Source organism: Mycobacterium tuberculosis H37Rv, assembly GCF_000195955.2.
Lineage (GTDB): Bacteria > Actinomycetota > Actinomycetes > Mycobacteriales > Mycobacteriaceae > Mycobacterium > Mycobacterium tuberculosis.
This window is the reverse complement of the sequence record NC_000962.3, coordinates 295,963-315,769: the sequence shown is the minus strand read 5'-3', so window position 1 is coordinate 315,769 and position 19,807 is coordinate 295,963. Positions and strand designations below refer to the sequence as shown.

The window sequence follows — 19,807 nt, the reverse complement described above, 5'->3', positions numbered from 1 at the left end:
GCCATGACAACACTGGAAATCCTGCGCAGCGGACCGCTGGCCCTCGTCGAAGACCTCGGCCGTGCCGGACTGGCCCATCTCGGTGTCGGTCGATCCGGTGCCGCCGACCGCCGCTCCCACACGCTGGCCAACCGGCTAGTCGCCAACCCCGACGATTGGGCCACGGTCGAAGTGACCTTCGGCGGCTTCTCGGCGCGGGTTCGCGGCGGCGACGTCGACATCGCGGTGACGGGCGCCGACACCGATCCGACCGTGAACGGAATCATGGTCGGCACCAACAGCATTCACCACGTCCGGGACGGCCAGGTGATCTCACTGGGCACCCCACGGGCCGGGCTGCGGACCTATCTGGCGGTGCGCGGCGGCGTCTGTGTGGAGCCCGTGCTGGGGTCACGCAGCTACGACGTGATGTCGGCGATCGGCCCGTCGCCGCTACGGGCCGGAGACGTGCTGCCGGTCGGCGAACACACCGACGACTATCCCGAACTCGACCAGGCACCGGTGGCCGCTATCGAGGAGCATCTGGTGGAGCTGCGGGTGGTGCCCGGGCCGCGCGACGACTGGCTGGTGGACCCGGACGCGTTGGTGCATACCATCTGGATGGCGTCCAACCGCAGTGACCGCGTAGGAATGCGGCTACAGGGCCGCCCGCTACAGCACCGCTGGCCGGATCGGCAACTGCCCGGCGAAGGCGTTACCCGCGGCGCAATCCAGGTGCCGCCCAACGGATTACCGGTGATCCTGGGGCCGGATCACCCGATCACCGGAAGCTATCCGGTCGTCGGCGTCATCACCGACGAGGACATCGACAAGGTCGCGCAGATACGGCCCGGCCAATATGTGCGACTGCACTGGGCACGACCCCGGTCTCGGTTGCCTGGCCAGGGTGTAACACAAGCCTGGTAGACAGGGACTGTGCACACCCAGGTACACACGGCCCGCCTGGTCCACACCGCCGATCTTGACAGCGAGACCCGCCAGGACATCCGTCAGATGGTCACCGGCGCGTTTGCCGGTGACTTCACCGAGACCGACTGGGAGCACACGCTGGGTGGGATGCACGCCCTGATCTGGCATCACGGGGCGATCATCGCGCATGCCGCGGTGATCCAGCGGCGACTGATCTACCGCGGCAACGCGCTGCGCTGCGGGTACGTCGAAGGCGTTGCGGTGCGGGCGGACTGGCGGGGCCAACGCCTGGTGAGCGCGCTGTTGGACGCCGTCGAGCAGGTGATGCGCGGCGCTTACCAGCTCGGAGCGCTCAGTTCCTCGGCGCGGGCCCGCAGACTGTACGCCTCACGCGGCTGGCTGCCCTGGCACGGCCCGACATCGGTACTGGCACCAACCGGTCCAGTCCGTACACCCGATGACGACGGAACGGTGTTCGTCCTGCCCATCGACATCAGCCTGGACACCTCGGCGGAGCTGATGTGCGATTGGCGCGCGGGCGACGTCTGGTAATCCGCTCCGCTGCACGGCCGCCCTCACACGCTGGCGGTAACCGTGTGAGCGAAAGTTCACGCCGGGGTCACTACCGGAAGCGCCCGGGCAACAAAGGATTTCTAGCGTGATCGAGAACGTCGATCACGATAGGGGTCAGTATGGGCCGTTCCCACCAGATCTCCGACTGGGATCCCGAAGACTCGGTGGCGTGGGAGGCCGGCAACAAATTCATCGCCCGACGCAATCTGATCTGGTCGGTGGCCGCCGAGCACGTCGGATTTTCCGTCTGGTCCCTCTGGTCGGTGATGGTGCTGTTCATGCCCACATCGGTGTACGGCTTTTCCGCCGGCGACAAGTTCCTGCTCGGCGCCACCGCGACCTTGGTCGGGGCATGCCTGCGCTTCCCTTACACATTTGCCACCGCAAAGTTCGGGGGGCGCAACTGGACCATCTTTTCCGCACTGGTGCTGTTGATTCCGACCGTTGGCAGCATTCTGTTGCTGGCCAACCCTGGTTTGCCACTGTGGCCGTATCTGGTGTGCGGTGCGCTAGCCGGCCTCGGCGGCGGCAACTTCGCCGCCTCCATGACGAACATCAACGCTTTCTTTCCGCAACGACTCAAGGGCGCCGCGCTTGCGCTCAACGCGGGTGGCGGCAACCTCGGGGTGCCGATGGTGCAGTTGGTCGGCCTGCTGGTGATCGCAACGGCCGGTGACCGCGAGCCCTACTGGGTGTGCGCGATATATCTGGTGCTGCTGGCGGTCGCCGGCCTCGGCGCCGCACTGTACATGGACAACCTGACGGAGTATCGCATCGAGCTGAACACCATGCGTGCGGTAGTGTCCGAGCCGCACACCTGGGTGATCTCGCTGCTGTACATCGGCACTTTCGGCTCGTTCATCGGGTTCTCTTTCGCATTCGGTCAGGTGCTGCAGATCAACTTCATCGCCAGCGGTCAGAGCACGGCGCAGGCCTCGCTGCATGCGGCCCAGATCGCCTTCCTGGGGCCGCTATTGGGATCGCTGTCCCGAATATATGGCGGCAAGCTCGCCGACCGTATCGGTGGCGGCCGAGTCACCCTAGCTGCCTTCTGCGCCATGCTGCTGGCCACCGGAATACTCATCAGCGCAAGCACTTTCGGTGACCACCTGGCCGGGCCGATGCCGACTGCGACGATGGTCGGCTACGTCATCGGCTTCACGGCTCTGTTCATTTTGTCCGGCATCGGCAATGGCTCTGTGTACAAGATGATTCCGTCGATCTTCGAGGCGCGCAGCCATTCGCTGCAGATCAGTGAAGCCGAGCGCAGGCAGTGGTCGCGGTCGATGTCAGGCGCGCTGATCGGCCTGGCCGGGGCGGTCGGCGCGCTCGGCGGAGTGGGCGTCAACCTGGCTCTGCGAGAGTCCTACCTGACCAGTGGCACGGCCACCTCGGCATTTTGGGCCTTCGGGGTGTTCTACCTGGTCGCCTCGGTGCTGACCTGGGCGATTTATGTGCGTCGGGGCCTAAAGAGCGCCGGCGAGCTCGTGCCGGCGACCACCGCACCCGCGGGCTTGGCCTACGTCTAGCGCCACGCCCGAAGCCACAGAGGTGGGTATCGGCAATGGGCAATCCGGCAGCAATTGCCTGGTAACGCGACTGAAACCTCACAGGCCTAGACACGTCATATGGCCCAGGCACACTCGGCGCCACTGACCGGCTACCGGATCGCGGTGACATCCGCTCGCCGCGCCGAAGAGCTGTGCGCATTGCTTCGCCGCCAGGGCGCCGAGGTCTGTAGTGCCCCAGCGATCAAGATGATCGCGCTTCCCGACGACGATGAACTGCAGAACAACACCGAGGCGTTGATCGCCGACCCGCCTGACATTCTGGTCGCCCACACCGGCATCGGATTTCGCGGCTGGTTGGCCGCGGCCGAGGGGTGGGGGCTGGCCAACGAGCTCCTGGAATCGTTGTCGTCGGCCCGGATCATCTCCCGCGGACCAAAGGCAACTGGTGCGCTGCGTGCCGCCGGCCTGCGTGAAGAGTGGTCCCCCGACTCTGAATCGTCGCATGAAGTGCTGGAATATCTGCTCGAATCGGGGGTGTCCCGTACGCGTATTGCCGTCCAGCTGCACGGTGCCGCCGACAGCTGGGACCCGTTTCCGGAATTTCTGGGCGGGTTACGTTTCGCCGGCGCGCAAGTGGTGCCGATCCGGGTTTACCGGTGGAAGCCGGCGCCACTAGGCGGCGTGTTCGACCATTTAGTCACCGGGATCGCGCGACGACAATTCGACGCGGTCACCTTCACGTCGGCACCTGCCGCAGCCGCGGTGCTAGAACGCAGCCGTGAATTGGATATCGAGGACCAACTGTTGGCTGCGCTGCGTACCGACGTGCACGCGATGTGTGTCGGCCCGGTAACTTCGCGGCCGTTGATCCGAAAGGGCGTCCCGACGTCGGCTCCCGAGCGAATGCGGTTGGGAGCCTTAGCCCGCCACATTGCCGAGGAGCTGCCGCTGCTGGGTTCGTGCACGTTCAAAGCAGCCGGCCACGTGATCGAGATCCGTGGAACCTCTGTGCTGGTGGATGATTCGGTGAAGCCACTATCGCCGTCCGGAATGGCGATTTTGCGCGCGTTGGTACATCGCCCCGGCGGCGTCGTCTCTCGTGGCGACTTGCTACGCGTCCTACCCGGCGACGGCAGCGACACCCACGCCGTGGACACCGCCGTCCTGCGGCTACGAACGGCTCTGGGCGACAAGAACATCGTGGCAACAGTGGTGAAACGTGGCTACCGTCTCGCCGTTGACAGCCGGCACGATGACGTATGAACCTGATCTTGACGGCCCACGGAACCCGCAGACCGTCCGGTGTCGCGATGATAGCGGACATCGCCGCGCAAGTGAGCGCGCTCGTCGACCGCACTGTGCAGGTCGCCTTCGTTGATGTGCTCGGACCCTCACCCAGCGAAGTGCTTTCCGCCCTTTCCTGCCGTCCCGCAATCGTGGTGCCCGCGTTCTTGTCCCGCGGATATCATGTTCGCACCGACCTGCCCGCTCATGTCGCAGCCAGTGCGCACCCGCATGTCACGGTCACCCCCGCGTTGGGGCCATGCCGTGAGATCGCGCAGATAGTCACCCAGCAGCTGGTGGAATCCGGTTGGCGTCCTGGCGATTCAGTGATCCTCGCAGCGGCCGGCGCGTCGGATAGGCGGGCACGTGCCGACCTGCACACCACTCGGACGCTAGTGTCCGAACTGACCGGATCATGGGTGGACATGGGATTTGCGGGCACCGGCGGTCCGGATGTGCGCACGGCTGTGCAGCGGGCCCGAGACCGGGCCGAAGCCAACCGAGGTGCGCGCCGCGTCGCGGTCGCCTCCTTCCTGTTGGCAGAAGGCCTTTTTCAAGAGCGGCTGCGGGCATCCGGTGCCGATGTGGTAACCCGACCGCTCGGCACCCATCCGGGCTTGGCACAGCTGGTCGCGAACCGATTTCGCAGCGCGGTAGCACGTCAGCAACGGCTGCACCGCTGGCATGGCACGCCGACACCGGTGACGCTTGATCTTTGATCACAGCGGGGTGATCCTGACACCATGGCCCGTAGCCAAGAGCCATCACGCGGACTCCTCGACCCGGTAGCGAAGATGCTGCGGTTGCCCTTCGGCACACCGGATTTCATCGAAAAAATCGTCACCGGAAGCGTCAACCAGGTAGGCCGCCGAACCCTCTACGTGCTGATCACCACCTGGGATGCGGCCGGCGGCGGTCCCTTTGCGGCGAGCGCCATCGCAACCACCGGGCTAGCCAAGACCGCCGAGATCGTGCAGTCCATGTTCATCGGACCGGTCTTCAACCCGTTGCTCAAGATGCTCGGGGCCGACAAGATTGCCATCCGAGCGTCGCTGTGCGCCGCTCAACTCGTCGGTTTGGGCATCATGCGCTACGGGGTGCGTTCTGAGCCGCTGCACTCCATGTCGGTGGAGATGCTGGTCGACGCCATTGGCCCGACAATGCAGCGCTACCTGGTCGGCGATATCGGTCGCGGATAGCCAAATGAGTAAGTCCTAAACTCCGTGCCGTGTGTGCACTGGCTGCGCCGAACGTGTACTGGTGGCGGGGACACGTCGCCGGGCGCTGCCGCCGTGGTTGCACGTTCGGCGCGTCAGCTGGTCGACGACCACGTGGTCGAACCCGAATCGCGCCGCCCCGGCCGACCGAAGCGACTCACCGACGCCGAGCTCCGCCGTCGGCGATGGTCGCTGTGCCCAGCTAAGCGCGACAACTCGGTTTCTGCAGGTCAACGCCGCCTCCAATCCCGCACAGCCACGACCAACTTGGGAACAAAACCGCCGGCCAGGCGCCTGTCGCTGAGAGCTGGGCAGATCGGATGTCGCCTAGTGCAGTGACACATGTGACTGTTGCGACCGTGCGATGTGACCGACCCCTGCTTGGCAAATGCCGCTCAACGTGCAAATCCACGCTCTGCATGCCAATATTCTTCCCGTCAGGCGATGACGATGCAGGAAGCCGGTGAGAATCCGGCGCGGTCCCGCCACTGTCACCGGGGAGCGACCCTCGTAAGCCACGGCCACAGGCTGGAAGGCGAGGCAAGCAACGATCCGGGAGCCAGGAGACTCGCGTCATCGCGTCCTGCCACCCGGGGCGGTGTACCCCGAGAAAGCTAACCGGTCATGACGCTCCAAACCTTGTCTAGCGGTCGGGCCACCACCACGCTGCTGGGCCTTAACGTGGCTGCTCGCGACGCGACGACACCTCCGCCGGCGGTCAGCCGCCGATGACCGCCCCGATCTGGATGGCTTCGCCCCCAGAGGTGCACTCGGCGCTGCTAAGCAGCGGGCCTGGGCCCGGTCCGCTGCTGGTGTCGGCCGAGGGGTGGCACTCGTTGAGCATCGCCTACGCGGAGACGGCCGACGAGCTGGCCGCGCTGTTGGCCGCCGTACAGGCCGGCACCTGGGACGGCCCGACCGCCGCGGTTTACGTGGCCGCCCATACCCCTTATCTGGCGTGGCTGGTGCAGGCCAGCGCTAACAGCGCGGCCATGGCCACCCGGCAAGAAACCGCGGCCACCGCCTACGGCACCGCCTTGGCCGCGATGCCAACGTTGGCCGAGCTGGGCGCCAACCACGCCCTCCACGGCGTGCTGATGGCGACGAACTTCTTCGGCATCAACACCATCCCGATCGCGCTCAACGAGTCCGACTACGCGCGGATGTGGATCCAGGCCGCCACCACGATGGCCAGCTATCAAGCGGTCTCGACCGCGGCGGTGGCCGCCGCACCGCAGACCACCCCAGCCCCCCAGATCGTGAAAGCCAACGCGCCGACAGCGGCTTCCGACGAGCCGAACCAAGTCCAGGAATGGCTGCAATGGTTGCAGAAGATCGGGTATACCGACTTCTACAACAACGTTATACAACCGTTCATCAACTGGCTGACCAACCTCCCCTTTTTGCAAGCGATGTTTTCCGGATTTGATCCGTGGCTGCCCTCGCTGGGTAATCCGCTAACCTTCCTAAGCCCGGCCAACATTGCGTTCGCCCTTGGCTACCCCATGGACATCGGATCTTATGTCGCCTTCCTGTCGCAAACCTTCGCATTCATCGGGGCGGATCTGGCGGCGGCGTTCGCGTCGGGCAATCCCGCAACTATCGCTTTTACCCTGATGTTCACCACGGTCGAAGCCATTGGCACGATCATCACCGATACCATCGCGCTGGTTAAAACGCTGCTCGAGCAAACTCTTGCGTTGCTCCCGGCGGCGCTGCCCCTGCTAGCCGCCCCGCTGGCGCCGTTGACCCTTGCCCCTGCGAGTGCAGCAGGCGGCTTCGCGGGCTTGTCTGGGCTGGCGGGCCTGGTTGGCATCCCGCCATCCGCGCCGCCCGTCATCCCGCCGGTCGCGGCGATTGCCCCGAGTATCCCGACCCCCACCCCAACTCCAGCCCCAGCCCCGGCCCCCACGGCCGTGACCGCGCCGACGCCCCCGCCCGGGCCGCCACCGCCGCCGGTGACCGCCCCGCCGCCGGTGACCGGAGCCGGCATACAAAGCTTCGGGTACCTGGTGGGTGACCTGAACTCGGCGGCGCAGGCCAGGAAGGCCGTCGGCACCGGCGTTCGAAAGAAGACGCCGGAACCCGACAGCGCCGAGGCCCCAGCGGCCGCGGCGGCGCCCGAGGAACAGGTTCAACCGCAGCGGCGTCGGCGGCCAAAGATCAAACAGCTCGGCCGCGGTTACGAATACCTGGATTTAGACCCCGAAACCGGCCACGACCCGACGGGTTCGCCTCAAGGAGCGGGAACCCTGGGTTTCGCCGGAACAACCCACAAGGCCAGTCCCGGACAAGTCGCAGGACTGATCACGTTACCCAACGACGCGTTCGGCGGCAGCCCACGCACGCCAATGATGCCCGGAACCTGGGACACCGACTCAGCGACCCGGGTGGAGTGAGAAACCTTCGGGAGACGGATGTCGGGTCTGCTGGTCGCGGGTACGACAAGCGACGCCGGTAAGAGCGCCGTGACCGCGGGGCTGTGCCGCGCGTTGGCCCGACGCGGTGTGCGGGTGGCGCCGTTTAAGGCGCAGAACATGTCCAACAACTCGATGGTCTGCCGAGGCCCCGACGGCACGGGCGTGGAGATCGGTCGGGCGCAATGGGTGCAGGCACTCGCGGCTAGGACCACGCCCGAGGCGGCGATGAACCCGGTCTTGCTCAAGCCGGCCAGTGATCACCGCAGCCACGTGGTGTTGATGGGCAAGCCCTGGGGCGAGGTGGCGTCGTCAAGCTGGTGTGCGGGGCGGCGAGCGCTCGCCGAGGCCGCATGCCGCGCCTTCGACGCCCTCGCCGCCCGCTACGACGTCGTTGTCGCGGAGGGCGCCGGCAGCCCGGCCGAAATCAACCTGCGCGCAGGTGACTACGTCAACATGGGGCTTGCCCGTCATGCGGGACTGCCGACCATCGTCGTCGGTGACATCGACCGCGGCGGGGTGTTCGCTGCGTTCCTGGGCACCGTCGCGTTGCTGGCTGCCGAGGACCAGGCGCTGGTCGCGGGGTTTGTGGTCAATAAGTTTCGGGGCGACTCCGACCTGCTGGCGCCAGGTCTGCGCGACCTGGAACGGGTCACCGGGCGCAGGGTGTACGGCACCCTGCCGTGGCACCCCGACCTCTGGCTGGACTCCGAAGATGCCCTCGACCTACAGGGCCGGCGCGCGGCGGGCACCGGGGCCCGCCGGGTAGCCGTCGTGCGCCTGCCACGAATCAGCAACTTCACCGATGTCGACGCATTGGGTCTTGAGCCCGACTTGGATGTCGTGTTCGCTTCCGACCCCCGCGCGCTGGACGATGCCGATCTGATCGTGTTGCCGGGCACCCGGGCAACGATCGCCGATCTAGCCTGGCTGAGGGCGCGAGACCTAGATCGTGCGCTGCTGGTGCATGTTGCGGCGGGCAAGCCGCTGCTCGGCATTTGTGGCGGGTTCCAGATGCTGGGCCGGGTGATTCGCGACCCGTACGGCATCGAAGGTCCGGGAGGGCAGGTGACCGAGGTCGAGGGCTTGGGTTTGCTCGACGTGGAGACCGCATTTTCCCCCCACAAGGTGCTGCGGCTACCGCGCGGCGAAGGACTCGGTGTGCCCGCGTCGGGGTACGAGATTCACCACGGCCGGATCACCCGCGGTGACACCGCCGAGGAGTTCCTCGGCGGCGCGCGCGACGGACCGGTGTTCGGCACCATGTGGCACGGCTCGTTGGAAGGCGACGCCCTGCGCGAGGCCTTCCTGCGAGAGACGCTCGGCCTCGCCCCGTCGGGCTCATGCTTCCTGGCCGCACGCGAGCGCCGCCTCGACCTGCTCGGCGATCTCGTCGAACGACACCTCGACGTCGATGCGCTGCTCAACCTGGCCCGCCATGGTTGCCCGCCGACCTTGCCCTTTCTCGCTCCGGGCGCGCCATGAGGCCGCCCCACCTACGATGACCCGGTGCGGATACTGGTCACTGGCGGCGTCCGCTCGGGAAAGTCCACGCACGCCGAAGCGTTGTTGGGCGATGCGGCCGACGTCGTCTACGTCGCGCCTGGCCGCCCGGCCGCTGGCAGCGATCCCGATTGGGACGCCCGGGTCGCACTGCATCGCGCTCGCCGCCCACCGACCTGGCTAACGGTGGAAACGGCCGACGTCGCGACGGCTTTGTCCGAGGCACGAAGTCCCGTGCTCGTGGACTGCTTGGGCACCTGGCTGACGGCCATCATGGATGGCGAGGCGTTGTGGTCTGCTGCGACCGCGGACGTCTACGCCGTCCTCGAGGCACGGCTCGACGGGTTGTGCGCCGCGCTGACCGGATTGCCCACTGCGATCGTGGTGACGAACGAGGTCGGCCTCGGGGTGGTGCCATCCCATTCTTCGGGCGTGCTGTTTCGCGATCTACTGGGCACAATCAACCGACGCGTGGCAGCCGTCTGCGATGAGGTACATCTGGTCATCGCCGGACGTGTGCTCAAGCTGTGAGGTTCGCGGGGTGAGCTAGACCGCTACCCGCGCGACCTGAATGCGGCCTTCGGGTGTGACGCGCGCCGGATACACCGGCACCGAAACGCGCGGATCGTCGAGGCACGAGCCATCGTCGAGCGCGAAAGCCTGCTTCAGGATCGGCGATTGCACCATGGCGCGACCTCCGCGATCACCGACGATGCCGCGGGACATCACCGCAGCACCGGAGAACGGGTCGACGTTACCGACCGCGTGCACCGAGCCGTCGTCGAGCCGGAACAGTGCCACCTGACTACCGTCATCGAGTAACACCCCGACACCACGTCCCGGAATGAGATGGTCGTATGCGCAGGCGGTGGTCCATACCTGAATGTCGTTGAGAAGCGTCACAGTCCCTCCTTTGTCCTCCCGGACTTCATGATCGGACCCGCGGGATACCAATGGACACAGGTACTTTGCGCCCGGCACGCTCGGTGAAGGTCACCGTCGAGTCGACGGCATCGGGGGCGTTGACGAAGGAAACGAACCGGGACAGCTTGTCCGGGTCCTCCAGCACGCCCTTCCACTCGCACTTGTAGTTGGCGACATGGCGTTGCATCGCGGCCTCGAATTCCTCGGCCAGACCCAGCGAGTCCTCGCAGACCACCTCGCGCACATGGTCCAGCCCAAGCGATTCCACCCATGGCGCGGTTCGCTGCAGCCGGTCGGCCGTGCGGATGTAGTAAATGAGAAAGCGGTCGATGTAGCGGATGAGCGTCTCTTTGTCGAGGTCGCTGGCCAGTAGTTGAGCGTGCTTGGGCGTCATGCCGCCGTTGCCGGCGACGTAAAGGTTCCAGCCTTTCTCGGTGGCGATCACGCCCACATCCTTGCCGCGCGCCTCGGCGCATTCCCGCGCGCAACCCGAGACGCCCAGCTTTATTTTGTGCGGTGCCCGTAGCCCGCGATAACGCAGTTCCAGGTCGATGGCCAGCTGCACCGAATCCTGCTGACCGTAGCGGCACCAGTCGCTGCCCACGCAGCTCTTCACGGTCCGCACCGCCTTGCCGTAGGCGTGCCCAGATTCCATGCCGCCATCAACCAGTCGCTGCCAGATCAAGGGCAGCTGATCCACCCGGGCGCCGAACAAGTCGATCCGCTGACCGCCGGTGATCTTGGTGTAGAGGCCGAAGTCCTGTGCGATCTGGCCGATCAAAATCAGGTGTTCTGGCTTGATGTCACCGCCAGGCACCCTCGGCACCACCGAGTAACTGCCGTTCTTCTGGATGTTGGCCAGGAAGTGGTCGTTGGAATCTTGTAGCGAGGCCTGCTCGCCGTCCAAAATGTGGTCGGAGCCGGTGGATGCCAGGATAGAGGCGACCACGGGTTTGCAGATGTCGCAACCCTTTCCGCGTCCAAAGCGGTCAAGCAACCCGGAGAAAGTCCGGACTTCGGTGGCGGTGATGATTTCAAAAAGCTCCGCGCGCGACTGGCTGAAGTGCTCGCACAGCGCCTTGGACTGCTCCACACCCTCGGCTTCTAGCAGCTGCTTGAGCAGCGGCACGCACGACCCACACGACGTGCCGGCCGCGGTGCATGACTTCAGCGCGGGAACGTCCCCACAACCGTCGGCAATCGCGCACTTCAGCTCGCCCTTGGTGACGTTGTTGCACGAGCAGATCTGGGCCGAATCCGGCAGCGCCCCAACACCTAAAGCGCCAGCGCCGGCCCCAGATCCGGCCGGCGCGATCAGCGCCAGGGGATCCCCGGGCAGTTCGGCGCCGACCATCGGCCGCAGCACCCCGTACGACGAGGCATCGCCCACCAGCACGCCACCGAGCAGCGTGGTGGCGTCGTCGGAGAGCACCAACTTGGCATATGTGCGCTTCACCGCGTCATTGATGACAACCTCGAGGCAGTTCTCGGTTGCCCCCATCGCGTCGCCGAAGCTGGCGACGTCGACACCCAACAGCTTGAGTTTGGTCGACAGGTCCGCTTCGGGGAACTCGGCCGACCCGTCCAGCAGTCGGTCGGCCACCACCTCGGCGCTGGTGTATCCGGGCCCGACCAGGCCGTAACACCGCCCGTCTATCGCGGCGACTTCGCCGACCGCGTAGATATCGGGATCGCTTGTCCGGCAGGACAAGTCGGTGAGCACACCGCCCCGGTCGCCGATCGCCAGCCCCGCCGCCCTGGCCAACTCGTCGCGCGGCCGGATGCCGGCGGCAAAGATCACCACCCCAGCATCGATCACCTCGCCGTCGCTCAGGCGAACCCGCGCCCACACCGAGCCATCCGAATGCTTCACCGACTCGATCGACTCGGTACCGGTCCCGACGTGCACCGCGATCCCGAGATCGGCGATCATCCTGGCCAGTAGTGCACCCCCGGCCTCGTCGATCTGTTGGGCCATCAATCGTGGCATCATCTCGACGACGTGTGTCTGCAACCCGAACTGGCGCAGCGCATTGGCGGCTTCCAGGCCCAGCAGGCCGCCACCGATAACCACCCCGCCATCGGTGTGACCGCCGTCCAGGGTGCGCTGGGCGCCGGCGCGGATAGCGTCGAGATCGTCAAAGGTGCGGTAGACGTGGCACGCGGGCAGGTCGTGGCCGGGCACCGGCGGGACGAATGCGTAGGAGCCGGTGGCCAGCACCAGGGTGTCGTAGCGATGCCGTTGCCCTGCCGCGGTGACCACCGACTTGGTTGCCCGGTCAATCTGGGTGACTCGGGTGTTTAGTAGCAACCGAACCCGCTGGTCACCGGCGTAATCGTTACCCGGCAAGGCCAACAGGGCGCGGTCCCAGCTTTCGGTATAGGACGTCAGGCCGACCCGGTCATAGGCCGCATCGCCCTCCTCGGCCAGCACCGTGATCCGCAGCGACCCGTCCGCGTCACGGGCACGCACCGCTTCGACCAGCCGATGGCCCACCATGCCGTGGCCGACCACGACGATCTCGCGAGCCGCGGCAGGCGCGCGCGAACTCCCAGCCGTAGGCATGGTCTGAGGGTATGAGGGGCAAATTACCGAAAAATCGCCGAATGTGACGCACATATGACGCTGTGATCACACCTGGCGACCGGCTGTGTGACAGTGTTCGCTTCCGGTGAACGCCGAGGTGGAACTTAAGCGTGGTCGACTCAGGTTCTTGGTATAGCGGGCCGGCAACGCGCCGGACACAGCTAACTCACAACGAAGCATGAGGAGATAACCATGAACAATCTCGCATTGTGGTCGCGTCCGGTGTGGGACGTTGAGCCCTGGGACCGCTGGCTACGTGACTTCTTCGGCCCTGCCGCGACGACGGACTGGTACCGCCCGGTCGCCGGAGACTTCACGCCGGCCGCCGAGATCGTCAAGGATGGCGACGACGCGGTGGTCCGTTTGGAACTGCCCGGCATTGACGTCGACAAGGACGTCAACGTCGAGCTTGACCCTGGCCAGCCGGTGAGCCGCCTGGTGATCCGCGGCGAACACCGCGACGAGCACACGCAAGACGCCGGAGACAAAGACGGCCGCACCCTGCGTGAGATCCGCTACGGATCATTCCGCCGCTCGTTCCGGCTGCCCGCGCACGTCACCAGCGAGGCCATCGCGGCTTCCTATGACGCCGGTGTGCTGACCGTCCGGGTTGCCGGCGCCTACAAGGCCCCAGCCGAAACTCAGGCGCAGCGCATCGCCATCACGAAGTAGTTCGCGATACGGCATGATCCGGCCGGGCCGATGGGTCCGCCGGATCATGCCATTGGGCCGAGTAGACCCAACGACTCCGTCCGTCGATAGCTAGTATCGGGAGCGTACTGTGATCTGTAACACCGCCAGCCCAGGGAGCACCCATTGTCCACGACTGCCGAACTCGCCGAACTGCACGACCTCGTCGGCGGACTGCGGCGGTGCGTGACCGCACTGAAGGCGCGATTCGGCGACAACCCGGCAACGCGTCGCATCGTGATCGATGCCGACCGGATCCTCACCGACATCGAATTGCTCGACACCGACGTCTCTGAATTAGACCTGGAACGGGCCGCCGTACCGCAACCCAGCGAGAAAATCGCCATCCCCGACACCGAGTACGATCGCGAATTTTGGCGCGATGTCGACGATGAGGGTGTCGGAGGTCACAGGTACTGAACAACCGAGCCCCCCAGAAAAAGGGGGCCGTTCTCTGTGTACCCTTCGACGAGATAACACGCGAAGAGGATCACATTAGATGAGCGCACCCACGGCGAACCGTCCTGCGATCGGCGTTTTCACACCCACCCGCGCACAAATCCCAGAACGGACGCTTCGCACCGACCTCTGGTGGTTGCCACCGCTGCTGACCAACCTCGGTCTTTTGGCGTTCATCTGCTATGCGACCACTCGGGCGTTCTGGGGCAGCCAATACTGGGTGGAAAAATATCATTACCTGACGCCGTTCTACTCGCCGTGCGTCAGCGCGTCCTGCCAGCCCGGCGCCAGTCATCTCGGCGTCTGGTTCGGGCATTTTCCAGGGTGGATTCCGTTGGGAGCGATGGTATTACCGTTCCTGCTTGGATTCCGGCTCACCTGCTATTATTACCGCAAGGCCTACTACCGGTCGGTATGGCAGTCGCCGACAAGCTGCGCAGTGCCCGAGCCGCGGGCTCATTACACCGGTGAAACCCGGCTTCCGCTGATCGTCCAGAACACCCACCGGTATTTCTTCTATATCGCGGTGGTGGTGTCGCTGATCAACACCTATGACGCGATCGCGGCATTTCACTCGCCGTCCGGATTCGGCTTCGGTTTGGGCAATGTCATTTTGACGATCAATGTGGTTCTGCTGTGGGCATACACCATCTCGTGCCATTCGTGCCGGCACGCCACCGGCGGTCGGCTCAAGCATTTCTCCAAGCACCCAGTGCGATACTGGATCTGGACACAGGTCAGCAAGCTCAATACCCGACACATGCAATTCGCGTGGATCACGCTGGGGACCCTGGCGCTCACCGATTTCTACATCATGCTGGTGGCCAGTGGCAGCATCACAGATCTCAGATTTATTGGCTGAAGGATCGTTTCAGAAGCTGAGCGAGGTTTTATGGTTGAGGTCGAGCGGCACTCCTACGACGTAGTCGTGATCGGTGCCGGCGGCGCGGGGTTACGCGCGGTCATCGAGGCGCGGGAACGCGGCTTGAAAGTAGCCGTCGTGTGCAAATCCCTATTCGGCAAGGCCCACACGGTCATGGCCGAAGGCGGCTGCGCGGCCGCGATGGGCAACGCCAACCCGAAGGACAATTGGAAGACTCACTTCGGCGACACGATGCGCGGTGGAAAGTTCCTGAACAACTGGCGTATGGCCGAGCTGCACGCCAAGGAGGCGCCGGACCGGGTCTGGGAGTTGGAGACCTACGGCGCGCTGTTCGACCGCACCGACGATGGCCGAATCAGTCAGCGCAACTTCGGCGGACACACCTATCCGCGACTGGCGCACGTCGGCGACCGCACCGGCCTGGAGTTGATCCGCACCCTGCAGCAAAAGGTTGTCTCGCTGCAGCAGGAGGACCACGCCGAGCTCGGCGACTACGAAGCGCGGATCAAAGTGTTCGCCGAATGCACCATCACCGAACTGCTCAAGGACCAAGGCGCGATCGCCGGAGCCTTCGGCTACTGGCGGGAAAGCGGCCGGTTCATCGTGTTCGAGGCGCCAGCGGTGGTGCTTGCCACTGGCGGGATCGGCAAGTCGTTCAAGGTGACATCCAACTCCTGGGAGTACACCGGAGACGGGCACGCGTTGGCACTGCGGGCCGGGGCGACGCTGATCAACATGGAGTTCGTCCAGTTCCACCCGACGGGCATGGTGTGGCCGCCCAGTGTCAAGGGAATTCTGGTCACTGAGGGTGTTCGCGGCGACGGCGGAGTGCTCAAAAACTCGGAGAACTCTCGCTTCATGTTCGACTACATTCCGCCGGTGTTCAAGGGCCAGTACGCCGAGACGGAGGAAGAGGCCGACCAGTGGCTTAAGGACAACGACTCGGCCCGACGCACCCCGGACTTGCTGCCCCGCGACGAGGTCGCGCGCGCGATCAACTCAGAGGTCAAGGCCGGCCGCGGTACCCCGCACGGCGGCGTCTACCTCGACATCGCATCCCGGCTGACACCCGCCGAGATCAAACGGCGATTGCCGTCGATGTATCACCAGTTCAAAGAGCTCGCTGAAGTCGATATCACAACGCAGGCAATGGAAGTCGGGCCGACGTGTCACTACGTGATGGGCGGTGTCGAAGTAGACGCGGACACCGGCGCCGCCACGGTGCCAGGCCTGTTCGCTGCCGGTGAGTGTGCCGGCGGTATGCACGGCTCCAACCGGCTGGGCGGCAATTCGCTGTCCGATCTGCTGGTATTCGGCCGGCGGGCCGGCCTGGGCGCAGCGGATTACGTACGGGCACTGAGCAGCCGGCCAGCGGTTTCAGCGGAGGCTATCGATGCGGCGGCCCAGCAGGCGCTGAGCCCCTTCGAAGGACCGAAAGACGGCTCGGCGCCGGAGAATCCGTACGCGCTGCATATGGACTTGCAGTACGTGATGAACGATCTGGTCGGTATCATCCGCAACGCCGACGAAATATCCAGGGCGCTGACTCTTTTGGCCGAGCTGTGGTCGCGCTACCACAACGTACTCGTCGAAGGTCACCGTCAATACAATCCGGGCTGGAACCTGTCCATCGACCTGCGCAACATGTTGCTGGTCAGCGAGTGCGTGGCCAGAGCTGCGCTACAGCGCACCGAAAGCCGAGGCGGCCACACCCGAGACGACCATCCCGGTATGGACCCCAACTGGCGCAGGATCTTGCTGGTATGCCGGGCCACCGAAACCATGGGCACCGGTGGCAGCGGGTCCGGCGACTCCAACTGCCACATCAACGTCACCCAGCAGCTGCAAACGCCCATGCGACCCGACTTGCTGGAGCTCTTCGAGATCTCGGAGTTGGAGAAATACTACACCGACGAAGAGCTGGCCGAGCATCCAGGACGGAGAGGCTAAATGACGTACAGCGCGAGTATGCGGGTGTGGCGCGGAGACGAAAGCTGTGGCGAACTCCGCGAATTCACCGTGGAGGTCAACGAGGGCGAGGTCGTGCTGGACGTCATCCTCCGTCTACAACAGACGCAGACACCGGATCTCGCAGTGCGCTGGAATTGCAAAGCTGGCAAGTGCGGATCCTGCTCGGCCGAGATCAACGGCAAACCGCGACTGATGTGCATGACGCGGATGTCGACATTCGACGAGGACGAGATCGTCACGGTCACCCCAATGCGGACGTTTCCGGTGATTCGCGATCTTGTTACCGACGTCTCGTTCAACTACCAAAAAGCGCGCGAGATCCCGTCTTTCGCGCCACCCAAGGAGCTACAGCCCAGCGAGTACCGAATGGCGCAAGTCGACGTTGCACGCTCGCAGGAGTTCCGCAAGTGCATTGAATGCTTCCTGTGCCAAAACGTCTGCCACGTAGTTCGCGATCACGAGGAAAACAAGGATGCGTTCGCCGGCCCCCGCTTCCTGATGCGAATCGCCGAACTCGAAATGCATCCGCTGGACACCCGGGACCGACGCAGCCAAGCACAGGAAGAGCACGGCCTGGGCTACTGCAATATCACCAAGTGCTGCACCGAAGTGTGCCCAGAAAACATCAAGATCACCGACAATGCCCTGATCCCGATGAAAGAACGGGTCGCCGACCGCAAGTATGATCCGGTGGTATGGCTGGGCAGCAAGCTGTTTCGCCGCTAACCCCCGGTTTTAGGTCGGGAAGTGCGCGAAACCTGAGGCAAGCCACGAACATCCACGGACTTGGCTGGAGCGAACCGCGTCGCTGAGTAGGCAGCCGTCAGGTTCAACAGCAGAACGATCATCACCGGCCACACCGCATCGTGATCCTGGGCAATCAACCCCAGCGCCAAACCCATACCGACTAAGCCTGCGTTGATGACGAGCTGGCCGAAGGAGATGAGGGATGTTCGCAGGCCGGGTTCGGCGTCACGGGCAATCCACAGTTGGCCTGCGGTGAATACGCTTTGATTGGCGATGGATACCAGTGCAATCACCAGACCGATGGCGACGACGTTGGGCCACGCTCCGGCCAAATCGAATGCGATGGATAGCACTGCCGCGGCGATGCTAACGAGTGCACTGCCGACAAACAAACCGACCAGGCCAAATCTCTCCCGGACGCGGTTCCACAACGCGATCCCACCCAAGAGTCCGACGCAGACGAAAAGGACGACGGCAACGACCTCGTCGGGCTGGTCCCCGGGTACGGCGGCGACGCGAATGCTGTGGAACGAGGACCCGAGCACGACCGAGCCAAAGAGTACCTGCACAAGCAGGTACCGACGATACCAACCATTGGTTCGGATAGCCGTCCAACCGACGTACACGAGTTTGTGCAGACCGGGCGCCGCATGGACCCTGGGGACGATCCGGTGAGGCAATGCCCGGCATATGGCCGCCGAGATAGCCATTGCCACGGCTGCCGTCCACAGTAGGTGAATGTTCCTGCTTAATGGGTGTTGGTCGGGTACGAATGACAGCGTCGCCGCCACCACGGCCGTCAAAGCCGCCCCTACTCCGACCTCGGTAAGAAGAATGCGGGCTCGGGCGGTTCCTGATGGCATAGCCGCCACCAGATCCGCGAAGGCGACGAAGGAGATCGCCGAAACGACCCCGATCAGCGTCACATTGACCACCAATAGGATTCCAGCGACGCTTCCTTTGCCGATGGTTGCGCACAAGGCATTGACGCCAGCCAGGACGGCCAAACAGGACACAATAATGAACAATCGGTGACGGCGTGGAACGGCGGCCACCGCCGGCGGCGCGACCACATTCCCGATCGCCCCACCGGCCGTGAATGCAGGAAAAATAAGAGCCGCTATCCACAATTCGGCGTCGAGCTCGGCTACCACAAACGGTAGAACGATCGAGACATTCCCGAGCTGAAGTGCGGCGCTATAGAAGCCGCTCTGCGCGATTATCAAACGCAAAATACGCTTACTCATGCCATCGGCGCTGCTCACCCGATGCGACGTTTTTGCCACGCTCCACCGCCTGCCGCGAGACCTCAAGTGGGCATGCATCCCACCCGTTCCCGGAAACCGGTTCCGGCGGGTCGGCTCATCGCTTCATCCTGCGTCCTGCCATTCTGCTTTTGGCGGCAGATAGAACTTCCCATCATCGTCATACAAAGACCGGTCTGCGCGCAACGAATGAAAGCGACCAATAGTTGTGCCTCTCAAACATGGGCACGACTACTGGAAGCAAAATGACGTGATCTACCATCATTTATCGCAACCAGAATGGGCCGCTGACCGCTATGTTGTCCGGACAGACCAAGTGGGCGTCCGTATAGACGTTTAGACGCCGAGTCGGCGGAGCACGCTGCGATGGAACACAATGGGCGCTACGTTGGGATCCACCTTGACCTGGTTGACCCGTAAGACCACGATGGTGTGATCTCCCGCCGGGACCAGCTGCTCGATCGCGCTCTCGAGCCACACGCTGGTGCCCTTGATGAAGACGGCGCCGGCGTCGTTGGATACCGTCTCCAAACCGGCGAACCTGTCCCCAGTTTTTGCGGCCAGTGTGCGCACTGCGGCGTCATGGGCCTCGCCGAGCACGCTGATGCCCAGCATCGGCACGCCGGTGAGTTTCGGCCATGTCGTCGAGGTGTTCTGCACACAGAACGACACCAGCGGCGGTTCCAGCGAGACCGGGACAAAGGTACTGGCTGCCAAGCCTTGCCGCACTCCGTCGACCTCCGCAGCGATGGCCACCACCCCGGTCGGGAAATGGCCGAAGGCCTCCCGCAGTGAGGACGGCGTCAGGTTGTTCGTTGAGTTCACCGAACTTCATTCGCCCCTAGAGCCGAGGACGTAGTTTTCGCA

Annotated in this window: 19 protein-coding genes; 14 read left to right on the top strand and 5 right to left on the bottom strand. The window is 64.5% G+C overall.

The window, feature by feature from the left end; genetic code table 11:
- Positions 1 to 3: 3 nt before the first annotated feature.
- From Rv0263c to Rv0258c, 6 genes are all read left to right on the top strand, one after another.
- Positions 4 to 906 carry a hypothetical protein gene (locus Rv0263c; RefSeq protein ID NP_214777.1) on the top strand — a complete coding sequence of 301 codons (903 nt, stop codon included), beginning with the start codon at positions 4 to 6 and terminating at the stop codon, positions 904 to 906.
- 9 nt (positions 907 to 915) lie between these two features.
- Entirely contained in the window at positions 916 to 1,461 is a 546-nt protein-coding gene (gene aac, locus Rv0262c; protein NP_214776.1) for an aminoglycoside 2'-N-acetyltransferase, read from the top strand.
- A 140-nt stretch (positions 1,462 to 1,601) separates the two neighbouring features.
- Positions 1,602 to 3,011 carry a nitrate/nitrite transporter gene (gene narK3 / locus Rv0261c; protein NP_214775.1) on the top strand — a complete coding sequence of 470 codons (1,410 nt, stop codon included), beginning with the start codon at positions 1,602 to 1,604 and terminating at the stop codon, positions 3,009 to 3,011.
- 99 nt (positions 3,012 to 3,110) lie between these two features.
- The gene (locus Rv0260c) at positions 3,111 to 4,256 is read left to right on the top strand and encodes a transcriptional regulator (RefSeq protein NP_214774.1); all 1,146 of its coding nucleotides are present in this window, start codon (positions 3,111 to 3,113) and stop codon (positions 4,254 to 4,256) included.
- The gene (locus Rv0259c) at positions 4,253 to 4,996 is read left to right on the top strand and encodes a hypothetical protein (protein ID NP_214773.1); all 744 of its coding nucleotides are present in this window, start codon (positions 4,253 to 4,255) and stop codon (positions 4,994 to 4,996) included. Before Rv0260c ends, Rv0259c begins: the two co-directional genes overlap by 4 nt.
- 24 nt (positions 4,997 to 5,020) lie before the next feature.
- Positions 5,021 to 5,476 (top strand): hypothetical protein, encoded by a 456-nt coding sequence (locus Rv0258c; RefSeq protein NP_214772.1) that lies wholly within the window; start codon positions 5,021 to 5,023, stop codon positions 5,474 to 5,476.
- A 220-nt stretch (positions 5,477 to 5,696) separates the two neighbouring features.
- Here the strand turns inward: Rv0258c and Rv0257 are convergent, their stop codons facing one another.
- Complete coding sequence (locus Rv0257) at positions 5,697 to 6,071, bottom strand: hypothetical protein (RefSeq protein ID YP_177620.1); 375 nt, start codon at positions 6,069 to 6,071, stop codon at positions 5,697 to 5,699.
- Between the two features lie 151 nt (positions 6,072 to 6,222).
- Here Rv0257 and PPE2 point away from each other — a divergent pair, with 151 nt between their 5' ends.
- From PPE2 to cobU, 3 genes are read left to right on the top strand one after another with little or no spacing between them, the layout of a single operon-like run.
- On the top strand, positions 6,223 to 7,893 hold the full coding sequence (gene PPE2 / locus Rv0256c; RefSeq protein YP_177704.1) for a PPE family protein PPE2: 1,671 nt from the start codon (positions 6,223 to 6,225) through the stop codon (positions 7,891 to 7,893).
- An 18-nt stretch (positions 7,894 to 7,911) separates the two neighbouring features.
- On the top strand, positions 7,912 to 9,396 hold the full coding sequence (gene cobQ1, locus Rv0255c; protein YP_177703.1) for a cobyric acid synthase: 1,485 nt from the start codon (positions 7,912 to 7,914) through the stop codon (positions 9,394 to 9,396).
- Between the two features lie 24 nt (positions 9,397 to 9,420).
- Positions 9,421 to 9,945, top strand: a complete 525-nt coding sequence (gene cobU, locus Rv0254c; RefSeq protein ID NP_214768.1) for a bifunctional cobinamide kinase/cobinamide phosphate guanylyltransferase — start codon at positions 9,421 to 9,423, stop codon at positions 9,943 to 9,945.
- Between the two features lie 15 nt (positions 9,946 to 9,960).
- On the opposite strand, the gene nirD is transcribed toward cobU, so the two are convergent.
- Together nirD and nirB are read right to left on the bottom strand one after the other, a co-directional pair.
- Positions 9,961 to 10,317, bottom strand: coding sequence for a nitrite reductase small subunit NirD (gene nirD, locus Rv0253; protein NP_214767.1), 357 nt, complete (start codon positions 10,315 to 10,317; stop codon positions 9,961 to 9,963).
- A gap of 25 nt (positions 10,318 to 10,342) precedes the next feature.
- Positions 10,343 to 12,904, bottom strand: a complete 2,562-nt coding sequence (gene nirB, locus Rv0252; RefSeq protein ID NP_214766.1) for a nitrite reductase large subunit NirB — start codon at positions 12,902 to 12,904, stop codon at positions 10,343 to 10,345.
- Positions 12,905 to 13,117: 213 nt separating this feature from the next.
- Here nirB and hsp point away from each other — a divergent pair, with 213 nt between their 5' ends.
- The 5 genes from hsp (at position 13,118) to Rv0247c (ending at position 17,654) form a co-directional block, all read left to right on the top strand.
- Positions 13,118 to 13,597, top strand: coding sequence for a heat shock protein (gene hsp, locus Rv0251c; RefSeq protein NP_214765.1), 480 nt, complete (start codon positions 13,118 to 13,120; stop codon positions 13,595 to 13,597).
- 144 nt (positions 13,598 to 13,741) lie between these two features.
- Positions 13,742 to 14,035: a hypothetical protein gene (locus Rv0250c; protein ID NP_214764.1), complete on the top strand. Its 294-nt coding sequence runs from the start codon at positions 13,742 to 13,744 to the stop codon at positions 14,033 to 14,035.
- Between the two features lie 79 nt (positions 14,036 to 14,114).
- Positions 14,115 to 14,936, top strand: a complete 822-nt coding sequence (locus Rv0249c; protein ID NP_214763.1) for a succinate dehydrogenase membrane anchor subunit — start codon at positions 14,115 to 14,117, stop codon at positions 14,934 to 14,936.
- A 30-nt stretch (positions 14,937 to 14,966) separates the two neighbouring features.
- The gene (locus Rv0248c; protein NP_214762.1) at positions 14,967 to 16,907 is read left to right on the top strand and encodes a succinate dehydrogenase flavoprotein subunit; all 1,941 of its coding nucleotides are present in this window, start codon (positions 14,967 to 14,969) and stop codon (positions 16,905 to 16,907) included.
- Complete coding sequence (locus Rv0247c; protein NP_214761.1) at positions 16,908 to 17,654, top strand: succinate dehydrogenase iron-sulfur subunit; 747 nt, start codon at positions 16,908 to 16,910, stop codon at positions 17,652 to 17,654.
- Here the strand turns inward: Rv0247c and Rv0246 are convergent.
- Positions 17,651 to 18,961 carry an integral membrane protein gene (locus Rv0246; RefSeq protein NP_214760.1) on the bottom strand — a complete coding sequence of 437 codons (1,311 nt, stop codon included), beginning with the start codon at positions 18,959 to 18,961 and terminating at the stop codon, positions 17,651 to 17,653. The genes Rv0247c and Rv0246 overlap by 4 nt on opposite strands.
- A 315-nt stretch (positions 18,962 to 19,276) precedes the next feature.
- On the bottom strand, positions 19,277 to 19,765 hold the full coding sequence (locus Rv0245; RefSeq protein ID NP_214759.1) for an oxidoreductase: 489 nt from the start codon (positions 19,763 to 19,765) through the stop codon (positions 19,277 to 19,279).
- Positions 19,766 to 19,807: the final 42 nt, after the last annotated feature.